General features: G+C 71.1%; 13 protein-coding genes. 5 read left to right on the top strand and 8 right to left on the bottom strand.

Annotation, left to right across the window (positions count from 1 at the left end; genetic code table 11):
* Nucleotides 1–285: 285 nt before the first annotated feature.
* Nucleotides 286–1,611 carry an aminopeptidase P N-terminal domain-containing protein gene (locus POL25_RS22420; protein WP_272088178.1) on the bottom strand — a complete coding sequence of 442 codons (1,326 nt, stop codon included), beginning with the start codon at nucleotides 1,609–1,611 and terminating at the stop codon, nucleotides 286–288.
* A 221-nt stretch (nucleotides 1,612–1,832) separates the two neighbouring features.
* Here POL25_RS22420 and POL25_RS22415 point away from each other — a divergent pair, with 221 nt between their 5' ends.
* Both POL25_RS22415 and POL25_RS22410 read left to right on the top strand, forming a co-directional pair.
* Nucleotides 1,833–6,548 carry an NAD-glutamate dehydrogenase domain-containing protein gene (locus tag POL25_RS22415; RefSeq protein ID WP_272088177.1) on the top strand — a complete coding sequence of 1,572 codons (4,716 nt, stop codon included), beginning with the start codon at nucleotides 1,833–1,835 and terminating at the stop codon, nucleotides 6,546–6,548.
* A gap of 413 nt (nucleotides 6,549–6,961) precedes the next feature.
* Nucleotides 6,962–7,936: a hypothetical protein gene (locus POL25_RS22410; protein ID WP_272088176.1), complete on the top strand. Its 975-nt coding sequence runs from the start codon at nucleotides 6,962–6,964 to the stop codon at nucleotides 7,934–7,936.
* 201 nt (nucleotides 7,937–8,137) lie between these two features.
* Here POL25_RS22410 and POL25_RS22405 read toward each other — a convergent pair whose 3' ends face one another.
* The 5 genes from POL25_RS22405 to POL25_RS22385 form a co-directional block, all read right to left on the bottom strand.
* Nucleotides 8,138–9,196, bottom strand: a complete 1,059-nt coding sequence (locus POL25_RS22405) for a tetratricopeptide repeat protein (protein WP_272088175.1) — start codon at nucleotides 9,194–9,196, stop codon at nucleotides 8,138–8,140.
* Nucleotides 9,197–9,395: 199 nt separating this feature from the next.
* A complete protein-coding gene (locus tag POL25_RS22400) occupies nucleotides 9,396–12,002 on the bottom strand; it encodes a penicillin acylase family protein (RefSeq protein WP_272088174.1) in 2,607 nt (868 codons plus the stop codon).
* A gap of 129 nt (nucleotides 12,003–12,131) precedes the next feature.
* Complete coding sequence (locus POL25_RS22395; RefSeq protein WP_272088173.1) at nucleotides 12,132–13,889, bottom strand: thiamine pyrophosphate-binding protein; 1,758 nt, start codon at nucleotides 13,887–13,889, stop codon at nucleotides 12,132–12,134.
* A gap of 46 nt (nucleotides 13,890–13,935) precedes the next feature.
* On the bottom strand, nucleotides 13,936–14,337 hold the full coding sequence (locus POL25_RS22390) for a PaaI family thioesterase (RefSeq protein ID WP_272088172.1): 402 nt from the start codon (nucleotides 14,335–14,337) through the stop codon (nucleotides 13,936–13,938).
* 22 nt (nucleotides 14,338–14,359) lie between these two features.
* Nucleotides 14,360–15,451: a vWA domain-containing protein gene (locus POL25_RS22385; RefSeq protein WP_272088171.1), complete on the bottom strand. Its 1,092-nt coding sequence runs from the start codon at nucleotides 15,449–15,451 to the stop codon at nucleotides 14,360–14,362.
* A gap of 108 nt (nucleotides 15,452–15,559) precedes the next feature.
* Here POL25_RS22385 and POL25_RS22380 point away from each other — a divergent pair, with 108 nt between their 5' ends.
* Nucleotides 15,560–16,153 (top strand): fasciclin domain-containing protein, encoded by a 594-nt coding sequence (locus tag POL25_RS22380; RefSeq protein ID WP_272088170.1) that lies wholly within the window; start codon nucleotides 15,560–15,562, stop codon nucleotides 16,151–16,153.
* Between the two features lie 129 nt (nucleotides 16,154–16,282).
* Here POL25_RS22380 and POL25_RS22375 read toward each other — a convergent pair whose 3' ends face one another.
* Together POL25_RS22375 and POL25_RS22370 are read right to left on the bottom strand one after the other, a co-directional pair.
* Nucleotides 16,283–17,686, bottom strand: coding sequence for an OmpP1/FadL family transporter (locus POL25_RS22375; protein WP_272088169.1), 1,404 nt, complete (start codon nucleotides 17,684–17,686; stop codon nucleotides 16,283–16,285).
* A 4-nt stretch (nucleotides 17,687–17,690) separates the two neighbouring features.
* A complete protein-coding gene (locus POL25_RS22370; protein WP_272088168.1) occupies nucleotides 17,691–18,269 on the bottom strand; it encodes a hypothetical protein in 579 nt (192 codons plus the stop codon).
* 216 nt (nucleotides 18,270–18,485) lie between these two features.
* Here POL25_RS22370 and POL25_RS22365 point away from each other — a divergent pair, with 216 nt between their 5' ends.
* Both POL25_RS22365 and POL25_RS22360 read left to right on the top strand, forming a co-directional pair.
* On the top strand, nucleotides 18,486–19,148 hold the full coding sequence (locus POL25_RS22365; RefSeq protein ID WP_272088167.1) for a response regulator transcription factor: 663 nt from the start codon (nucleotides 18,486–18,488) through the stop codon (nucleotides 19,146–19,148).
* Nucleotides 19,145–20,551, top strand: a complete 1,407-nt coding sequence (locus POL25_RS22360) for a sensor histidine kinase (protein WP_272088166.1) — start codon at nucleotides 19,145–19,147, stop codon at nucleotides 20,549–20,551. Before POL25_RS22365 ends, POL25_RS22360 begins: the two co-directional genes overlap by 4 nt.
* Nucleotides 20,552–20,790 lie beyond the last annotated feature (239 nt).

The raw sequence follows: 20,790 nt of genomic DNA, 5'->3' as shown, positions 1-20,790 counted from the left end.
GCACCTGGCGCGAACGCCCGCGCCGCGAATACCCGCCGACCGGCCGCTCGGGCTGCTCAGAGGAACGCCGTGCACCGCCTCGGCCCGACCCCTGCGGGTCCGGGTCGGCCCCGGGATCGCCGTCGCGCCGATCCGTCTCCTGACGCTGCGCCTCGCAGATCTGCCGCCCCATCGATCTCCGGCAGCGCATCTGGCCGTTGCGACATGGCCGTCCGAACATGCTCATGAGAGCATGCTCGATCGAGCATGTCGCATTGCGCATGTCCCCGGGGACAGCTCCGCGCGTCAGCCCTGCCCGACCAGCGCCTCGAGCTCGGCGACCCGCTTGGGCGCCCCGGCGCTGAGCACCTCCGGCGCGCCGGCCGTCACCAGCACGTCGTCCTCGACGCGGATCCCCACCCCGCGCAGCCCCGCGGGCACCTCGGCGGTGGCCGGGAAGTACAGGCCCGGCTCGACCGTCAGCACGAAGCCGGCGCGCAGCGGCTGGGCGCGGCCGTCGACCGTGTAGCGGCCGACGTCGTGGACATCGGCGCCTAGCCAGTGGCTGGTCTTGTGCGGGTAGTAAGGCTTGTAAAGCTCGTCCTCGATCGCCTCGTCGACGCCCGCGCGCACCAGGCCCAGCGTCCGCAGCCCGTCGCACAGGACCCGCAGGCACGCCTCGTGGATCGCGTCGAGGCTCGAGCCGATCACCGACGCCGCGATCCCGGCCTCGTTGGCGGCCAGCGCGATCTCGTAGGCGTCGCGCTGCGGCGGCGTGAAGCGGCCGCTGATCGGGAACGTGCGCGTGATGTCGCCGGTGAACAGCTCCCACTCCGCGCCGGCGTCGACCAGCAGCAGCTCGCCCGCGCCGAGCGCCCCGCGGGCGGACGTGTAGTGGAGCGTGTTGGCGTTGGCGCCCGCGGCCACGATCGTCTCGTACCCGGGCCCGCTCGCGCCGCGGCGGCGGAACTCGTGCTCGAGCAGCGCCTCGATCTCGAGCTCGAGCCGACCGGGCCGGGTCGCCCGCATCGCCGCCACGTGGCCGGCCGCGCTGATGTCGACCGCGCGCCGCAGCGCCGTCATCGCGGCCGCGTCCTTGACCAGGCGGTCCTCGGCCAGCAGCGTCCGCGCGTCGCCCAGCCAGGTCGGCGCGACCTCGCCCCGGCGATCGCCGGCGCGCAGCCGCTCGATCGCGGCGAACGCCGCCCGCTCGATCACGGGACATGTCGAAAAGGGCAGGTACAACTCCTCGACGCCGTCGAGCAGGCGCGGCAGCTCGAGCTCGAGCTGCGCGACCGGGAACACCGCGTCGACGCCGAACTGCTCGCGGGCCTCGTCCGGGCTCGGCCGCCGGCCGTGGTACAGCACGTCGCGCTCGTCCTGGACCGGCAGGAACAGCGCGCTCGCGGGCGCCCGACCTGGCCGCAGCAGCAGCACGCTGCCGGGCTCGGCGGCCCCGGTCAGATAATAGAAGTTCGAGTCCGGCCGGAAGCGGTAGCGCGTGTCGCCGGAGCGGGTCGGCGGCTCGCCGGCGGACAGCAGCAGCGCGGCGTCGCCGAGGCGCGCGGACAGGCGGGAGCGACGCGCGGCGCAGGCCGCCAGATCCGGTGCAGCGACGGAGGGCTGAGGCACGATCCAAGAATAGGACCGCAAGCACTGCGGCCCCTTCGGATCCCGCGTGCGGGATGTCATGCTGCCGCGGTGCGCAACGCCCTGCGCGAGCCCTTCCGGGGGTTTGCGCGAGTCGGCCGTGGCTCGGCTGCCGATCGCGGCGACGCGCCGCGACGACGGTCGTGGACGCGCCGGCTCGGAGGGATTGCACCCAGCCGCCGGCCGGCGGAGAGTTGCCGCCGATGGCGACGCAAAAACTGAGCAACCAGCGGATCCACGAGGTACAGCAGGTCCTCGCCTCGTACGTCCCCAAGCTGCCCGGGACCGACGTCAACCTCCTGGCGGCCCTCTGCAAGGCGGTGTTGACCTCGGTCGACCTCCGAGACATCCGGCGCGTGGCGAGCGACGAACTCGTCGCCCAGCTCGAGCAGGTCCTGAGCACGATCAAGACCCGCGGCCGCAGCGAGATCAACTCGGTCGTGCGCCGGCAAGGCGACAGCGTCGTCCTCGAGAGCTGCCTCGAAGACCAGCCGTTCCTGGTGTCCTCGCTGCGCGCGCTGTTCGGCGCGGAGCGGCTCGAGATCGCCAGCCTGATGAACGCCGTGATCAAGGTCCGCCGCGACGCCGCCGGCAGCCTGACCAGCATCGGCATGGGCGCGCCGGAGTCGGTGATCCGCGTCGAGCTCGACCCCGGCCAACATGTCCCCGAGGACATCGAGGACCGCTTCCGCACCCGCCTGCGGATCGTGCAGGCGATGGTGCGCGACTTCCAGCCGATGAAGCGCCGGCTGCAGGACCTCGCCGACGACTACCTGCGGGCCGCCAACGCCGAGAGCAACGATCGCAGCCTGACCCTGCGCGAGACCGAGGGCATGGTTCGCTGGCTGTGCGAGGAGAACCTCGTGCTGCTCGGCATCGAGGAGTACGACGATCAGGGCCACCGGATCTCGACGCTCGGCACCGCCTCCGTCAGCCTCGGCGAGCGCGACGCCGATCGCTTCGCCACCTACGCCCGCGACCTCGATCGCACCGTCCGTTACCAGCGCAGCAACGAGGAGTCGCCGGTCCATCGCAGCGGCAAGCCGGGCCACTTCATCGTCACCCGCGTAGGTCGTGACGGCCAGCCGGTCGGCACCTGCCTCATCAACGGCCTCTTCACCTACAAGGCGCTGCACACCCCGCCGGAGGAGATCCCGTTCCTGCGCGTCATGCTGCGCAAGCTGCTGACCGAGCGCAGCGTCTCGATCGACAGCCACCGCGGCAAGAGCCTGACCAATGCCTTCAACTCGCTGCCGCTCGAGTACCTGCTGACCCAGAGCGAGGACAGCATCTGGGAGCTCACCGACCGCGTGCTGCGGGCCGAGGTCGAGGGCGGCTCCGACGTGCACATCAACGTCGGCGAAGACGGCCGGTTCGTGTTCGCGTTCGTCAGCCTCCCGCGCGAGCAGTTCAACGACGAGCTGCGGCTGCAGGTGCAGGAGAAGCTGCTGCGCGAGTTCGGGGCGACCTACGCCGACTTCGGCGTGTACATGGATCGCTACGACAACGCGATCATCCACTACTACATGACCGGCCCGACCCCGTTCGCGGCCGTCGACACCGAGCGCGTGCGCTCCGAGGTGCTCGCGCTGGCCAAGGGCTGGAACGAGCGCCTGCGCGAGGCGCTGTCCGAGCTCGCCCCGCCCGACCAGGTCGAGGAGCTGTTCGAGCTGTACCACAGCGCCTTCAGCGACGATCACAAGCGCCGCGCCGGCGACCAGCGGCTGCTCGGCGACCTGCGCTGCATCGAGAACATCCGCCGCGGCGCCGAGTTCGACTTCGACCTCTACGTCTCGGTCACCGGCGATCACCCGGGCAGCCTCAACCTGCGGGTCTTCAGCCGCAAGGCGATGAACCTCAGCGACGAGCTGCCGCTGATCGGCAGCTTCGGCTTCAAGGTCGTCGACGAGTACGCGCGCCCGGTCCACATCGCGCACACGACCCCGTTCGAGCTCGACAACTACCGCCTCGACGTCCGCCCCGAGCGGATCCCCGCGGTCATGAGCCGGGCCGACGAGATCCGCACCACCCTGCGCCAGGTCTACGCCGGCACGATGGGCCGTGACTCGCTCAACCAGCTCATCGTCGCCACGACGATGACGGCGCTCGAGGTCGAGATCCTGCGCGCCTACGTCGCCTACCTCCACCAGGTCCGCTGCCCGTTCACCTCGGCGCTGATCCGGCAGACGCTGATCGCCTACCCGACCGTCGCCTCGGCGCTGGTCTCGTGGCTCGACGCCCGCTACGACCCGACCAGCGCCAGCGCCCAGCTGGCCGAGGTCACCGACAAGACCCTCGAGGCCGAGCTGCGCGACGTCGCCGACTACACCGCCGACCGCGTGCTGCGGGCCGTCGCCGACGTCGTCCGCGCCACCCTGCGCACCAACGCGTTCGTCATCACCACCCCCGAAGGCTCGCGCCGCGATCAGACCCCGGCGATGGCCTTCAAGTTCGACGGCCAGCGCGTCCCGTTCGGCCCCGATCCCAAGCCGCTGCGCGAGATCTTCATCTACCACCCCGACTTCGAGGGCGTGCACCTCCGCGGCGGCCGCGTCGCCCGCGGCGGCATCCGCTTCTCCGATCGGCCGGACGATTTCCGCACCGAGATCCACGGCCTCATGGCCACGCAGATGGTCAAGAACGTGCTGATCGTGCCGGTCGGCGCCAAGGGCGGCTTCGTGCTGCGCCAGGCCCCGACCGACCGCAACGAGCTGCGCGCCGCCGGCGACCGCTACTACCAGATCTTCGTCGAGGCGCTGCTGTCGGTCACCGACAACGTCGTCGACGGCGAGATCGTCACCCCGCCCGGCATCCTCCACACCGAGGGCCCCGATCCGTACCTCGTGGTCGCCGCCGACAAGGGCACCGCGCACCTCTCGGACACCGCCAACAGCGTCAGCATGAGCCACAAGTTCTGGCTCGACGACGCGTTCGCGTCGGGCGGCTCGAACGGCTACGACCACAAGGCCACCGGCATCACCGCCCGCGGCGCGTGGGAGACCACCAAGCGCAACTTCCGCGAGATGGGCATCGACCCCGAGGCCGACGTCATCACCGCGATCGGCGTCGGCGACATGAGCGGCGACGTGTTCGGCAACGGCCTCCTGCGCAGCCGCACCATCAAGCTGCTGGCCGCCTTCAACCACGCCCACGTCTTCATCGACCCGACGCCCGATCCCGAGGTCAGCTACCTCGAGCGCGCGCGGCTGTTCGAGCTGCCGCGCTCGCAGTGGTCCGACTACGACGCCAGCAAGCTAAGCCCCGGCGGCGCCGTGTTCCCGCGCAACGCCAAGTCGCTCGACCTCTCGCCGGAGGCGCGCAGCCTGCTCGGCTTCTCGCCGACGCAGGTCGTCTCGGGCGAGGAGGCCATCCGCGCCATCCTGCTGCTCAAGGTCGACCTGTGCTGGATGGGCGGCATCGGCACCTACGTGAAGAGCAAGGACGAGACCCACGCCGACGTCGGTGACAAGGCCAACGACGCCGTGCGGGTCAACGCCAGCCAGCTGCGCTTCCGCGTCATGTCCGAGGGCGCCAACCTGGCGGTCACCGATCGCGGTCGCCCGGCCTTCGCCCGCATCGGCGGCCAGAACTACACCTCGTTCCTCGACAACTCCGGCGGCGTCGACACCTCGGACCACGAGGTCAACATCAAGATCCTGTTCGCGCCGCTGCTGGCGAGCGGCAAGGTCACCCGCGAGCGCCGCAACGAGGTCCTCAAGGCCGCCGCCACCGAGGTGTGCGACATGGTGCTGGCCAACAACCGCTCGCAGAGCCGCATGGTCAGCTACGACGTCCGCCGCTCGAAGGTCGACGTCTACCGCTACGCCCGCACGCTGTCGTACCTCGTGCAGCACGTGCCGTTCAACCCGGACACCTTCGCCCTGCCGACCGAGGACGAGCTGGCCAACCGCGCGCGCAAGGGCATCGGCCTGTTCAAGGCCGACGCCTCGGCGCTGTGCGCCTACGCCAAGATGCTGGTCTACCGCGTGCTCCTCGACGCCGAGCCGCTGTCCGAGGCCCTCGTCGACCGTATGGTCCGCGAGTACTTCCCGGCCGCGATCGTCGAGGCCGCCGAGGGCGCGGTGAAGAGCCACCTGCTGCGCCGCGAGATCGCCACGACGATGGTCGTCAACCGCATCGTCGACAACGCCGGCGCGACCTTCTTCCCCGAGCTCATGACCAGCACCGGCCGACCCGCGCACGCGATCGCCGAGGCCTACATGACCGCCTCGGCCGCCGGCGATGTCGACGCGCTGCGCCGCGACCTCTACGCCAGCGAGGACAAGAACCGCCAGGAGGCCATCTACCGGGCCATGCACGTGGTCGAGGCCGCGCTCGAGGAGACCACCGTGGTCCTGCTCGAGACCGACAGCTACGCAACGGTCGACCAGCGGACCATCGATCGCGCCCGCGAGCTGCTCGATCACGTCGAGCACGCCCTGCCCGCCAGCCAGATCCCGCAGCTCCACGCGCGCGCGCACGAGTTCGAGTCGGCAGGATTCGCGCCGGCGCTGGCCGGGCGTCTGGCGCGCATCGAGCACCTCACCGGGGCGCTGGCGTCGCTGCGGGTGGCCGCCGAAACTGGCCGTGATCCGCTCGACGTGCTCCGGTTGCGCTTGCAGGTCGCGTCCGACATGCACCTACGCGCCCTCCAGGACGCGCTGGCGCGCATGGTCTACCAGTCGCCGTGGGACGGCCCGGCCGCCAAGGCGCTGTCGCGGCAGCTCCACGGCCACCTCGGGCGCCTGGTGCAGGCGGTCGATGGCGACGACGTGGCGGGCATGATCGGCCGTCTGGGCCTCGACAACATCCGCCGCCAGGGCGCGGCGATGCTCGAGGGCGGCGTCACGATCCCCGGCATCGTCCTCTTCGACGACCACCTGCGGCGTCAGCTCCCGGGCGTGGACCTCCGCAAGTAAGCGCGCGGACCCCCCAGGAGAGTGATCTCCGGGAAAATCAGCGGCCCGGCGGCTCGACCGCCGGGCCTTTGTCGTGTCCGGCGGCCGTCCGGCGCGTCCCTGCCCGCGTCCGATCGACGTTCGCGCCCCTCGCCGGGGGCGCCGCGACGCCTGAAACAACCCCGGTCACCCGGCAAATCCCCTGGGGGAAACGTGTGACGGAGTGAGCAAGACCCGGTCACACGCAGGCCTGCGAAGCCAATTAGCCAGTTGCGCCTGTTCCGTAGGCTATGCCATGCTGGCGGCCAAGGACATGAGGTTCGGCGGGTACGGACTTTCGCCAAAGCGACCTCAACCGCCAAACCCCACATGCGCGTTCGCCTCACACGGTAGTCAGCGCGCCGACAGCTCCAAAACGCACTCACGAGGGACCCATGAAGAAGTTCAGCTTGGTTTCTAGCCTGCTCTGTACCGCTCTGATGTTCGGCTGCGGCGACGACAAGGGGGGCGCGTCCGGGACCGCCACCAACCCGACCACCAACAACACCAACAACCCCTCGGGTGACGGCACCGAGAGCGACACCTCGACGGGCAACAGCAGCGAGACCACCAACCCGGCGACCTCGGCGACCGACGGCACCACCAACCCGACGACCGGCACCCCGGGCACCGACACCGGCGTCGACACCGACACGACCGACGGCAGCTTCATCATGCCCCCCGACGGCGGCGGCGGCACCAAGGAGTGCGACCCGTGGGTTCAGGACTGCCCGGCCGGCGAGAAGTGCATGCCCTACTCGGGCGACGGCGACAACTCGTGGGAGTCGCTCAAGTGCACGCCGATCATGGAGAACGCCGGCCAGACCGGTGACCCGTGCACGGTCGAGGGCACCGGCGTCAGCGGCATCGACAGCTGCGACCTGGCCCACATGTGCTGGAACACCGACCCGGACACCGGCGAGGGCACCTGCGTGAAGTTCTGCTCCGGCTCGCCCGACGCCCCGTCGTGCGACGTCGCCGGCACCGCGTGCACGATCGTCAACGACGGCGTGCTCATCCTCTGCCTGCCGATGTGCGACCCGCTTCTGCAGAACTGCACCGGCACCGACCTGTGCATCCCGAACCCGATGGACCCCAACAGCTTCATCTGCGTGCTGGATGCCTCGGGCGACGCGGGCCAGGAGTTCACCCCGTGCGAGTACGCCAACGCGTGCGACGCGGGCTTCTACTGCCTCAACCCGGAGCTCGCCACCGAGTGCGACCCGATGGCCCTCGGCTGCTGCCTCGCGTTCTGCGACATCAGCGCCCCCGAGTGCGCCGGCGCCAACGCCGACTGCCTCCCCTGGTACGAAGAGGGCATGGCCCCTCCCGGATTCGAGAACGTCGGCGTCTGCGGCCTCCCGCAGTGAGCCCGGCTCGACACCGGCCTGTCACAGCCGCCTTCCCCTCGGGGAGGCGGCTGTGCCGCTTTCTGCGCCTGACCTCGCGCATGGCGACGCCGCGCTTGCGTCATGTCCGCACGGACATGCCCTGTCAGACATGTCCGCGCGAACATGCCCTCTCGGACATGTCCGCGCGGACATGCCCTCAAGGGCAGCCCTGCCCGCGCCTCACTTGCAGCCGGTCAGCGCGGCCTTGGCCTGGGCCAGGGCGTCGGGCTTGGGGCTCTTGGCGGTGAAGCTCTTGAGCGCCTCTTTGGCCGGCTTGCACTGCTTGGCCTGGGCCAGGGCGCCGATCTTGCGGATGTGGGCCGACGCGAGGTCGGGCTTCAACGTCAGCGCCTTGTCGAGCTTGGCGAGCGCGCCGTCGGGGCCGTCGAGGCGCCCGAGCTTGGCCAGGGCGGCGCCCCACTCGCTCCACACGACGGCCTGATCGGGCAAGCGGGCCGCCAGGTCGGCGAGGTGGACCAGCGCCTCGTCGGCGCGCTCCAGCTTGACCAGGGCGCGCGCGAGCCCGAGCTTGGCGTCGTTGTCGTCCGGGCGCTTCTGCAGCGCGGTCGAGAACTCGACCTGGGCCTCGCGGACCTTGTCGGCCTCCATCAACAGGTGGCCGAGCGTGCGCCGCACCTCGGGGTCGTCGGGGGCGAGCGAGGCGGCCTTGGTGGCGACAGCCAGGGCCTCGTCGCGCTTGCCGAGATCGCGGTCGACCTGGGCCAGCAGGAAGAGGACGTCGACGTCCTCGGGCGCGAGGCGGTTGGCCTCGGTGAGGGCCGCGGCGGCGCGCTCGTTCTGCCCGTTCGCGCGGGCGGCCCGGCCGAGGTTGTAGTGGGCGTCGGCGAAGTCGGGCTTGGCCGCGATCGCGGCCTCGAAGGCGACAGCGGCCTCGTCGAGGCGACCGGCGTCGAGGGCGACGGCGCCGATGCCGTTGTGGGCCGGGTAGTACTTCGGATCGATCCGCACGGCCTCCTTCCACGCGGCCACGGCCTCGTCGCCCCGACCGGCCTGCGCCAGGGCGACGCCGCGGGCGTAGTGGAGCTCGGGGTCACCTGGCTTTTTGGCCAGGGCCTCGTCGAGCACGGCGATCGCCTCGGCGTGGCGCCCGGCGTTCGTCAGCTGGCCGCTGCGCTCGATCGGCGGCGCCTCGGGCACGGTCTCGTCGTCGCCGGTGGTGGCAGGCGGCGTGGTCTCGGTCGGGCCCTTGGGGCCGCAGGCCAGCAGCGCACCGGCCATGAAAATTCGGAGTGTCCGGGGGAACGACACGCGCCGGACTATACCCGCATTCGCCCGCGCGAAGTCGGCGGCGAGGCGCCCGCGGGCGCGCACCCGCGGGCGCGAGCGACCGTCAGGGCGTGCGCGTGACCCTCTCCCGATGACGCCCGCGTGCGCCCGTCACGAGGGGCGACGGCGTCGACCGGCGCGGGCGCCTCCGTCACGGCTCGAGCGTGACCGTCTCCTGCGTCACGGCGTCGACCTCGTGCCGGCGGAACGGGTAGTGATGGTAACGATCCTCGATCCAGTCCGAGAGCGTGTCGGCGAAGTGCGGGCTGGACGGATCGGCGCTGTTGCCCGGCGGGAAGTTGACGACCGCCTGCGGCACCCCCTCGCCGTCGAAGCCGGTGATGACACGGAAGACCGCGCCGTCGTTCGACTCGAAGCGCTCGCGCACGTCGGTCGAGTCGGACTCGAAGAACGAGCTGCCCGAGACGTTGACGGTGTCCTCGCCGCCGTCGGTCGGGTGCCAGCCGCCGTCGAGCTCACCGCCGTAGGCGTTGCGGAAGCCGGTGCCGTGGCGGTCGCCCCAGCGATAGCGGTGCGGCGCGACCGAGCCGAACTCGGCGACCAGCCAGTCGGAGGCGTCGACCAGCGCCTCCATCACCAGGAAATCGCGGCCCTCCTGCATCAACTCGTTGGCGTTGGGATACATGCCGGTGGCCGCCAGCGCGGCGAACTTGAGCGCGTACACCGGCGACGCGTCCATGATCGCGCCGAACACCAGGGCGAGGTCGTCCTCGAAGATCCGCTGGACCAGGAAATGCGCGAACGCGTGGAACGCCAGCGCGCCCGACTCCTGGCGATCCATGCGCCGGTTCCACTGCTTCGTCAGCAGGTCGTGCAGCACCTCGAGGTCTTTGCGCCCGCGGTACTTCAGCAGCGTGTCGTCGGTCGCGACCTTGGCGTACACCTCGGCGAGCACCGGCAGCATCTTGTCGGCGACCAGGCTGTGGGTGTCGGACTGGATCGACTGCATGTCGGCGACCGTGACCTTGCCGGCCTGCGTCAGCGCTTGCAGCCGCTGCTCGACCCGCCCCGCGCGGTAGCCCGGGTCGTAGAAGGCGCCGTAGTACCAGGGGTCGTTGCTGAGGTCGCCGTCGGCGGTGAAGCCCCACGGGTCGTTGTTGGCGGTGACGATGAAGCCGGTCTGCGGCGCGCGGCTGCGCGGCAGCTGCTCGGCCGGCAAGAACTTGCCGCTCCACACGTAGGCCGGGTCGTCGCCGTCGACCACGCGGATCGGCATCGGCCGCCCCGCCGGCGCGCCGCGATCGGGCACGTGGGTGTTGAGGTGATAGGTGATGCCGGTGGCGTCGGCGGCCATCCAGTTGAAGGTGCCGACCTCGATCATGTCGACCGCCCGCTCCCACTCGTCGATCGACTGCGCCTTGCCCATCCGCAGGAACGCGCGCGCCTCATTGGTCGCGCGGAAGCCGGTCCAGTTGATCAGCAGCCGCCGCGCCGGGTCGACCGCGAGCAGCGGATCGAGCGGCAGCGCGTCGCCGACGAGCACCCCGTGGCCCTCGACGTCGCCGACGCGGAAGCTGCGGTCGCCCATGCCTGCGACCTTGATCACCTCGTCGCGCCAGACCACCGGCGCCGTCGCGCCGCCGATGGCGATCGTGGCCTGGTCGGGCGCCAGCGTGACAGCATAGAGGTCCATGCAGTCGGCGAAGCCGGTGGTCGCCGCCCAGTGGATCTTGCGGTTGTGGCCGAGCTGCACCCCGGGCAGGCCGGCGAACCCGAAGCCGGCGACGTCGAACAGGCCGCCGGCGTCGGCGCTGTTGAGGTGCAAGGCGTACATCACCGCGGGGCTCTGCAGCGGCTGGTGCGGATCGTTGGCGATCAGCGGCTTGCCGCTGGCGGTGAAGCGCCCGTCGACCGCCCAGTTGTTGCTGCCGACCACGCGGAAGCCCGACAGCGCGGAGTGCAGCCGGCGCAGCGAGGCGGCGGTGTCCGGCGGGAATTCGCGGGCTGGCTCTTTGGACCTGTTCTTTGAGACATGTCCCGAAGACTTGTTCGACTCGGGACCCGGTGCCGGGGCCGCGCCGGCCGCCGGACGATCCTCCGGCGGCACGGTGTAGGCCTCCCAGCCGGGCCGCGGCAGCTGCACGACCTCGAGCACCTGCGGCACGAAGCGGCTGACCACCGTGGCCAGGAACTCGTACTCGAGCACGTTCGAGTTGCCGAAGCTGATCATCTTGCCGATCACCACCGCGTCGACCGGGTCCCACGGCTCGGGCGCGTAGTTCAGCTCGGCCTTGCCGAACCCGTACGGCAGCGGCGCCGCGCCCGAGTTGACCTCCTCGATGCGGCGATTGACCCCGGCCGTCCACGCGGTGAACAGGTGGTACTCGCCGGGGCTCTCCTGCTTGAGTCGCTCGGCGTCGAGCCGGCCCCAGCGCGGGAAATCGAAAAGCCGCGAGATCCGGTCCTCGTCGATCTTGGCCGCGCCCAGCACCTCTGCCCCGCGCCCGTACGCGCGGCGCCGCATCAGGTCCATCTGGAACAGACGATCGACCGCGACCTGGTAGCCCGAAGCGAAGAACACGTCGGCGTCGGTCTCGCCGTAGATGTGCGGCACGCCGCGCGCGTCGATGTGGATGTCGACCGGCGCCGACAGCTCCGAGAACACCTCCGGATCGCCCATGAAGCCGGTATCGCCGGTGTCTTCGGTGTCGGCCGGCGGCCCCGAATCCGCGGGGTTGCAGGCGACGAGCGACGAGACGAGCAGTGCGCGGGTCCCAGGGGCGAGGCGGACGAGCATGAGAGGAACTCTTCCGCAGGTTCCGGCGCGCAGCAAGCCCCGCTCGCAGGACGCCGCAGGCCGAGTCAGCGGGCCTGCGGGCGTCTCACGAAGGATGAAGCGTTTGTCATGCGCGAGCCCCGGCGGGCTTCACATCGACATGGAGCCCTTGCGGAAGTCGGTACCGGCGAGGTGGGCGTTGATCAGCACCGGTTTGCCGGCCTTGGCCGCGGCCTTGGCCTCGGCGATCACGGCGTCGACCGCGGACGCCTCGCGGATCTCGAGCCCCACCGCCCCGAAGCCGGCCGCCGCGAGGTGATAGTCGGTGCGCGCCAGCTCGGTGCCGACGGGGTCGCCGAGGATCTCGACCTGGTCGCGCGCGATCTGGGCCCAGCACGCGTCGTTGCCGACCACCGCGATCACCGGCACCTTGTGTCGGACGAAGGTGTCGAACTCGCTCAGGCTGTAGCCGACCGACCCGTCGCCGTAGAAGATCCACGTCTCGGCCTCGGGGCGCACGAGGCCGGCCCCGAGCGCGAAGCCGGCGCCGACGCCGAGCGTGCCGAACACCCCCGGATCGAGCCACGACAGCGGCGCGCGCGGCCGGACGATGTACGAGGCCGTGGCCACGAAGTCGCCGCCGTCGGCGACGAGCTGGCTGCGGTCGTCGAGCGCCGCCTCGATCCGGCGGCACAGGTGCAGCGGGCTCACCATCGCTTCGGCGCCGGTCGGCGCTGCTTCGGCCTGGGCGGCGATGTCGTGGTCGCGGGCGTCGTCGGCGACGCGCAGCTTGGCGATCCAGGCCGAGCGATCGCGGACCTGTCCCGCGGCCGCCAGCCGGCTGGCGAGGCCTTGCAGGAACCGCCCCGCGTCGGCCAGCACCGGCACGTCCGGGCGGCGGTTCTTCTGCATCTCCTCTTCGCTGCGGTTGGCCGCGATCAGCACCGCCTTGCGGTTGATGTTCGCGCCGTAGTCGAGGCGGAAATCGCACGGTACGCCGGCCAGGATCACGAGGTCGGCCTGCTTGAGCGCGGCCTTGCGGGCGTGCCGCATCTGCAGGCGATGCCCGGCGCCGAGCAGGCCGCGAGCCATGCCCGAGAGGTAGACCGGCGCGCCGATCGCCTCGAGCGCGGAGGCGATCCCGCGCGCCTCGCCCGGGATGCTCATCGCCTGGCTGCCGACCACGACCACCGGCCGCTCGGCGCGCCCGAGCGCCTCGGCGGCCGCGCTCACCTCGTCGCGGGCCAGCCGCGGCGGCTGCACCGGCTTCGGCGTCTGCGGCCGGGCCGCGTCGGCCCCGGAGAACATGCGCCACGTGTGGAACCCGAGGTACGTCGCCAGCGCCCGCTCGCCGAGGCTGGGCGCCTGCCCGGGCTTGGTCTTGGCGACGTACCAGCTCTTGACCACGTCCTCGCGGTACAGCAGGTCGACCGGGCACTCGAGGAACACCGGCCCCGGCACGCCCTCCTGGGCCACGCGGAACGCCTCCTCGAGCATCGGCACCAGCTCGCGGACCCGCTTGGCCGCGTGCGCCCACTTCACGTGCGGCCGCATCAGCGCCATCTGGTCGATGTCCTGCAGCGCCCCGCGGCCCTTCAGCACCGTCGCCGCCGCGCCGCCGAGCACGATCACCGGCGACTGCGCCAGCTGGGCGTTCTTCACCGCCGTGATCGTGTTGGTGAGCCCCGGCCCGGCGGTGACCGCCGCGACCCCGGGCACGCCGGTGATGCGCGCGACCGCGTCGGCGGCGAACACCGCGTTGACCTCGTGGCGCACGTCGACCACGCGGATCCCCCGGCGCTTGGCGCCGACCAGGATCGGCGAGATATGTCCGCCGCACAGCGTGAACAGGAACTGCACCCCATGTCGGCGCAGCACCTCGGCGATCCGGTCTCCTCCGTCCATCATCGGCTCCTTCTCCAGTCGAAATTGCGTCCGTCTCGTCACCGAAAGCTCAGCCGGCCAGCACGTGCTTGTCGAGGACGAAGCACGCGAACTCGCCGGTGAACACGACCTCGCCGCCCGCCTCGCGCACGACCTCGACCGCGATCATGCGCTTTCGGCCATGTTCGTTCGGACATGTCGCACGGGCCAGCACGGCGTCGCCGACCCGCACCGGCTTCAGGAACTTGACCGTCGCCGCGCCGAGCACGACGTTGGGGTCGTTGACCGCCAGCATCGCCGCGTAGTCGGCGGCGCCGAACACGAAGCCGCCGTGGCACAGACCGAGGTCGTCGACCGCCATCACCGGCGTCGCCACCAGCCGCACCTCGGCGCGCCCGGGCGCGACCGAGACCGGCGCGCCGCACAGGCTTGGATCGATCCGCGGGTGAGTGGCGATCGCCGCGTCCGTCATCGCCCGCGCTTATAGCACGGGCTCACATCGGGATGTACTGACTGCACAGGCTGTCTTCGACCGACTGGTTGATCGCCGCCGACAGGCTGAGCTGACCGCCGTACACGTCGTTGATGTTGAACGCGCCGCCGTCGGTCGCCTGCGGGATCGGGGTCTTCCCCTGGTAGGGGGTGAAAAAGCCCATGCTGACGTCTTGGTTGTTGCCCGGTCCGCCGGTCATGTCGTTGTCGACGAAGCTGAACACGCGGATCTCGCGCTCCTGCAGGCCGAGCACCGTCTCGTCGTAGCTGTGCTGGACAATCTCGCCGCTCTGGTTGGCGCCCTTGTCCCCGAACGTGTCGTCGGTGGTGTGGATGATCATCCGCAGCGTCGACTCCGTCGGCCGCCACTGGAACGCGTAGGCGCCGAGGTACAGCCCGTCGAGCGTGTTCTCCGGCCAGTCGCCATTGGAGCCGTTGCCGCTGGTCTGCGAGTTGCTCTGGGTGAACGTGCTCCACTCGATGAAGTCGGCCTGCAGCGCGTTCGCGTCGGCGTACGGCATGCCGGCGTTGATGATCGTCGCGTCGTCGACGAACACCACCAGGCCGTAGTTCGGCTGGGTCTCGACGTCGAGCGCCGCGATCGCCTGGTCGACCACCAGGATCTCCTGCGCGAGCTTCTGCAGGATCGCCGACATCGAGGTCGACACGTCCATCACGAACACGATGTCGATGTTGAGCTTGCAGTCGTCGCCGCTGGTCGTCTCCCACCAGCCGGTGTCCGTGGTCTCGCCGGTGGTGAACGGCGAAGTCGTGCTCGACGTCGCCGGCTCCGTCGTCGCCTCCGTCGTCGAGGTCGAAGCCACCCCCGTGGTCGGCTCCGGCGTCGTGGTGCTCGCCGCCCCCGACGACCCGGTCTGCCCGTCGGTGCTGTCGCTCGCGCTGCCGTCCGAATCACTGCCCGCCGTGCTCGCATCGGTCGAAGCGACGCCCGTCGGCGAGCCGGTGATCGAGGCGCCGCTCACCTCCGTGGCGCTGCCGGAGCCGCTCCCGGCGTCGCCGCAGGCCACGAGCACGGTGCTGGCCGCGAGCACGGCCGTGACAACCAGGGGAGTACAGCGAAACGAGCGAAACATCGTCAACAGCACAGCCCATCGCGCCGGCGGTCGTCAAGCTGGCGTCGCCGATAAAAGTTGCCGCGGAGCCGCTCACCGGGCTACCGTCAGCCCCGGAGGCCTGAAGCCATGAACCTGAGACTCATCGCACTGTCCCTGCTCGTCGCGAGCGCGAGCACGAATGTCGGCTGCAAGAAGGACTCGGCCTCCGAGGCGCCCGAGCCGACTCCTGCCCCCGCCCCCGCGCCGGACCCCGAGCCCGAGGTCGCCACGCCCGAGCCCGAGCCCACGCCCGAGCCGGCCCCCGCCGCCAAGGACCTCGCCACCGTCGTCGCCGGCCTCGAGAACGGCAAGACCTTCCACGAGCTGATCGTCGCCGCCGAGCTCGACAAGGAGCTCGCCAGCGCCGACGTCAGCCTCACCATCCTGGTCCCCACCGACGAGGCGTTCGCCAAGCTGCCCAAGGGCACCCTCGACAAGTGGAAGAAGAACAAAGAGCAGCTGCAGAAGGCGCTCAAGTACCACTTCATCCCGGGCATCAACGACACCGCCAAGATCGGCAACTACCGCACCGCGCCGACCGCCGCTGGCCCCGAGCTGCCGATCAAGCAGACCCAGGACGCGGAGATGACGGTCGACGGCGCCAAGCTGATCGAGGTCAACCTGCCCGCCAGCAACGGCCTGGTCCACGTCATCGACAAGGTGCTGCAGACCAAGAAGTAAGGGCCTCGCGGGCCTCCGATCATGCCTCTCGGGACATGTCCCGAGAGGCATCTTCGTATCCTGCTCGAAAGCCCATGTCCTCTGAGCCATGTCTCGCGAGACATGTCCCGAGCGACCGGCACCCCCGCGCTAGAAGTACGTGCCCATGCCGAGGTGGCCGGCGAACAGGTGGAACGCCACCCGGTCGACCGTGCCGATGTTGTAGTCCACGCGGCCGCTCGGCGCGTCGCGCAGGTCGAAGATGATCTGCGCCGCCGAGCCCCGGCCGTAGCTGTAGCGGACGGCGATGCAGGTCGAGAACACGATGCTGCGGGCCCGCTCGCCCTTGCCCAGCCGGACCGGCGAGAAGAACTCGACCCCGGTCGTCATCCCGTAATAGTTGATGCGGAACTGCGGGAACGTCGAAGTGTGGACCTGGTCGTCGCGGTCCGAGAACACGCCGAGGCCGAAGTACAGCCGCTCCGCCGTGCGCAGGCGGGCCCCGGCGCGCACGTTCCACAGCGGGCGGATGTTGATGTCGGTGCCCTTCGGCTGCAGCCCCGGGCTGAAGTCCATCTCGCCGCTGACCCACCCGCGCCGCTTCGGCAGCGCGTAGGCGACGCCCATCGTGAGTCGCATCGGCGCCACTCGCCCCCGCCGCGACGGCGACGGCGAGTCGTCGAACTCGAACTTGTACTCGTCGTCGCCGGTCGGCCGGTCGACGTTGGAGGTGCTGAGCACGTAGCTGCGGTGCGACTCGAAGCCGACGAAGCGAGGTGTCCGATAGGTCAGGCCGAGGTGGACGTTCTTGACGAACTCCCACTGCAGACCGATCACCGCCTCGCCGCCGAAGATCGAGCGCTTGTTGTCGTAGTCGACCGTGCGGGTGGCGTCGGTGCGCGCGTCCTGGGTGCCCGAGGCGGCGTCGATCCACATCCGCATCTCCTCGCGCTGCCAGCCGTAGGTGCCGAACAGCGTCGCGCCGATGCGGAACCGCGGGTGCGGCTGCCAGCCGATCGCCGGCCCCGCGTGGTAGCGGTAGATCCAGCCGTCGACCTGCACCCGCGCGTCGTACTCGGTGCCGCCGCCGGCCCCGCGCAGCGACGCCGAGTAGTCGTAGTAGTCGTAGTCGGGCGCGAAGTAGCCGATCCCGAGCGTCACCCCGTGGCCGACGTGGCGCGTCACCGCCAGCGACGACGGCATCACCAGCGCCTGCAAGCTGCTCAGCGTCGCCGGATCGCGGGCGCCGCCCGGCAGGTCGGCGACCGCCGCGTACGGCACGATGCGGGCCCGGAACTGGCCCGCCTGGGTCGACAGGTTGAACTGCGTCCGCCGCACCGCCCCGAGCCCGGCCGGGTTGTAGTAGATGGCCCCGGTGTCGCGCCCGAGGGCCGTCACCGCCCCGCCGGCCAGCGCCGCCTCGTTGCTCATCGGGTTGGTCTCTCGGTTGCCCGCCGCGGCCGGGCGCGCGTGGAGCCCCGCCGTCGCGGCGCACGCGAGCACCAGCCCCGAGAGACAGCTCGGGCCCCTGCGGCTCGTCCGGCCGCGGGTCACGGACTCACGTACGCGAGCCACGGGCGACGTACATGTCGAAGGTGAGATCGACGACCGGACGGCTGTCGCGGTCGTGGAAGTGCCAGGTGAGGGTCGCCGCGTTGGCTCGATCGACCTTCTCGAAGTACACGTAGCCGCGCATCGAAGTCCCGGGCACCAGCACGCCCCACGGCAGCGCCGACGCTGCCACGTCGCCGCCGACCCACTCGATGCGACCGAAGTCGAGCTGCCGGCCGGGGTGATAGCCGTTGTCGTTCTGCCCCGACTGGACGAACGAGCCGCCGGCGTCGAGGAGATCGCGCCGGAAGCCGCGCTCGTCGATCAGGTCGATGTCGCCGGGCGCGAGCCGGATCGGCCGGTTGCCGAGGTTGGCGACCAGCACGTGGACCACCGTCACCTGCTCGTCGAGGTCGCTCGGGATCCCCTGCCACGCCCCCGTCGTCAGCACCACGGACAGCCCCGACTGCGGGTCGCGGGCCAACATGCGGTGACTGCCGTCGAGCGCGACGAGCTCGCCGGAGGGGATGCAGGCGGCGCTCACGAGCAGCAGCGCGAGCGCGAGACGTCTGGAGGCGCGCGTCACGGGTGCAAGCATACCCGCTTTGCCCGCCGCCGCGAGTCGGACGCGGCGGGACGCGAAGCCCTGGCCAGCGACCGATAGCGCGATTTGCGCTCAAGCTTCCGGGGCCCGCCGATGCCCGCCCGCGCTCGCTCGGGTCGCGCCGCCGGAGCGCGGGGCGGACGCGCCTGCGGCCCGGCCACCCCGCCGCCCGGCACGACCGGCGCTATCATCCGCGCGATGAAGATCCTCATCGTCGAGGACAACAAGAAGCTCGCCAGCTTCCTGCTGCGCGCGCTGGCCGAGGAGGGCTACGTCGTCGACCTGGTCGAGGACGGCGGCGTCGCCATCACCCAGAGCCGCAGCATCAGCTACGACCTCGTGATCCTCGACTGGATGCTGCCCTCGGTCGACGGCCTGACCGTGTGCCGGACCCTGCGCTCGACCGGCGCCACCATGCCGATCCTCATGCTGACCGCGCGCGCGGAGATCCAGGAGCGCGTCGCCGGCCTCGACGCCGGCGCCGACGATTTCCTGCCCAAGCCGTTCGACCTCGGCGAGCTGCTGGCCCGCGTGCGCGCGCTCGGCCGGCGCGGCCACGGCGATCGCTACCTCGAGGTCGGCCCCGTGCGCATCGATCGTCACGAGCGCACCGTGACCCTCTCCGGCCGCCGGCTCGACCTCACCCCGCGCGAGTTCTTGCTGCTCAGCTACCTCGTGCGCGAGGCCGGGCGCGTCGTCCCGCGCACCGAGCTGCTGCAGAAAGTCTGGGAGCTGTCCTTCGATCCCGGCTCCAACGTCGTCGAGGTCCACGTCAAGAACCTGCGCACCAAGCTGGGCGAGCACGCCGCCCGCATCGAGACCGTACGCGGCGTCGGCTACCGCTGGCAAAACGAGGCATGAAGCTCCGCAACCGCCTGGTCGCCGCGGTCACAGGCGTCACCGTCGTCGCCCTCGCGCTGTCGTTCGTCCCGCTCTACCTGCTGATCCGCGCGCTCGAGATCTCCGACCTCGACAACGCCCTGTTCCGCCAGGCCACCGCCCTCGCCCAGCACCTGCCCGGCACCTACTACGCCGGCCACCCGCTCGACGAGGGCCACGCCGACGTGCCCGAGAGCATCGATCCGACCCCGCGCTACACCGCGATCTACGGCCCCGACACCCTGCTCGAGACCTCGTCCGAGAGCTTCGTCGGCCAGGCCCCCGCCTCGCTCGAGGCGCTCGGTCTGCGGCGCGCCTTGCCGTGGGACGGCATGGCCGTCGACCTCGAGCTCGGCGAGACGCGGCTCCGCGGCGTCGTCATGCCGACCGGCGATCAGGGCGAGGCCCTGCTCTACGCCGTCAGCAAGAGCACCGTCGAGGACGACACCAACGCCCTGTTCGAGCTGCTCCTCCTCATCTTCGTCTGTGCCGCCGCCGCCACCGCCCTGATCGCCCGCCTGCTCGGCGAGCGGCTCGCCCGCGACGTCCACTCGGTCGCTCACGTCGCGCGCCTGGTCGCCGAGGGGGACCTCGCCGCGCGCGTCGGCGACCCGCGGGTCATGGGCGCCGACGAGACCCGCTCGCTCGCCTCCGACCTCGACCACATGATCAGCCGCCTCGACGAGGTCGTGTCGTCGCAGCGGCGCTTCATCTCCCACGCCGCCCACGAGCTGCGCTCGCCGCTGGCCACCCTGCGCGGCGAGCTGCAGCTGGCCCTGCGACGCGAGCGCGACGCCGACGAGTACCGCGCCGCGCTGCGCGAGATGCTGTCCTCGGTCGACGCCCTCATCGCCCTCGCCGAGGATCTGCTGCGGCTCGCTCGCGCCCAGGGCGGCGCCCCGGCCACGCGCGCGCGAGCCAAAGTCGCCGACGTCGTGCGCGAGGCCGTGCGAATGGCCCGCGGCCACGCCGAGGGCGGCGTCACCATCACCGTCCCGCCCGCGATCGCCGAGTTCCCGGTCGAGGTGCGCGGCGCCGCGGCCGACCTCGCCCGCGCCCTGCGCAACCTGATCGACAACGCCGTCGTCCACAGCCCGCCCGGCGGCGAGGTCCGCGTCGAGGTCGTCGTCGTCGACGGCGGCGTCGAGCTCGCCGTCGTCGATCAGGGTCCGGGGGTCCCCGTCGAGGATCAGCCGCACATCTTCACCCCGTTCTTCCGCGGCGCCGGCGGCGAAGGCAGCCACGAGGGCGCCGGCCTCGGCCTTGCGATCGCTCGCGGCCTCACCGAGGGGTCGGGCGGCCGCCTCGCCCTCGACACCCGCCACACCGACGGCGCCCGCATGGTCCTCCACCTGGCCTTCGCCGAGAACAACCCGCCCGCCTGAGTTTCCCTGCGACCTGTCCCTTGCGATATGTCGACATGACCGCCGCGAGCGAACGACCTATCCCTTGCGACATGTCGGCCTCGCCCGCCGCGAGCGCACGACCTGTCCCTTCTGACATATCAACCTCACCCGCCGCGAGCACGATGTACCTGTCCCTTGCGACATGTCGACCTCGCCGCCGCGAGCGAACGACCTGTCCATTCCGACATATCAACCTCACCCGCCGCGAGCACACGACC

Source organism: Nannocystis bainbridge (assembly GCF_028368995.1).
Lineage (GTDB): Bacteria > Myxococcota_A > Polyangia > Nannocystales > Nannocystaceae > Nannocystis > Nannocystis bainbridge.
Note: the sequence above shows the minus strand (reverse complement) of the source record. Positions and strands in the feature narration are given on the sequence as shown.

Excerpts from the sequence above, each read along its gene's own strand:
- POL25_RS22415 (WP_272088177.1), top strand. The coding sequence starts at position 1,833 with ATGGCGACGCAAAAACTGAGCAACCAGCGGATCCACGAGGTACAGCAG.
- POL25_RS22410 (WP_272088176.1), top strand. The coding sequence starts at position 6,962 with ATGAAGAAGTTCAGCTTGGTTTCTAGCCTGCTCTGTACCGCTCTGATG.
- POL25_RS22405 (WP_272088175.1), bottom strand. The coding sequence starts at position 9,196 with ATGGCCGGTGCGCTGCTGGCCTGCGGCCCCAAGGGCCCGACCGAGACC.
- POL25_RS22400 (WP_272088174.1), bottom strand. The coding sequence starts at position 12,002 with ATGCTCGTCCGCCTCGCCCCTGGGACCCGCGCACTGCTCGTCTCGTCG.
- POL25_RS22395 (WP_272088173.1), bottom strand. The coding sequence starts at position 13,889 with ATGATGGACGGAGGAGACCGGATCGCCGAGGTGCTGCGCCGACATGGG.
- POL25_RS22390 (WP_272088172.1), bottom strand. The coding sequence starts at position 14,337 with ATGACGGACGCGGCGATCGCCACTCACCCGCGGATCGATCCAAGCCTG.
- POL25_RS22385 (WP_272088171.1), bottom strand. The coding sequence starts at position 15,451 with ATGTTTCGCTCGTTTCGCTGTACTCCCCTGGTTGTCACGGCCGTGCTC.
- POL25_RS22380 (WP_272088170.1), top strand. The coding sequence starts at position 15,560 with ATGAACCTGAGACTCATCGCACTGTCCCTGCTCGTCGCGAGCGCGAGC.
- POL25_RS22365 (WP_272088167.1), top strand. The coding sequence starts at position 18,486 with ATGAAGATCCTCATCGTCGAGGACAACAAGAAGCTCGCCAGCTTCCTG.
- POL25_RS22360 (WP_272088166.1), top strand. The coding sequence starts at position 19,145 with ATGAAGCTCCGCAACCGCCTGGTCGCCGCGGTCACAGGCGTCACCGTC.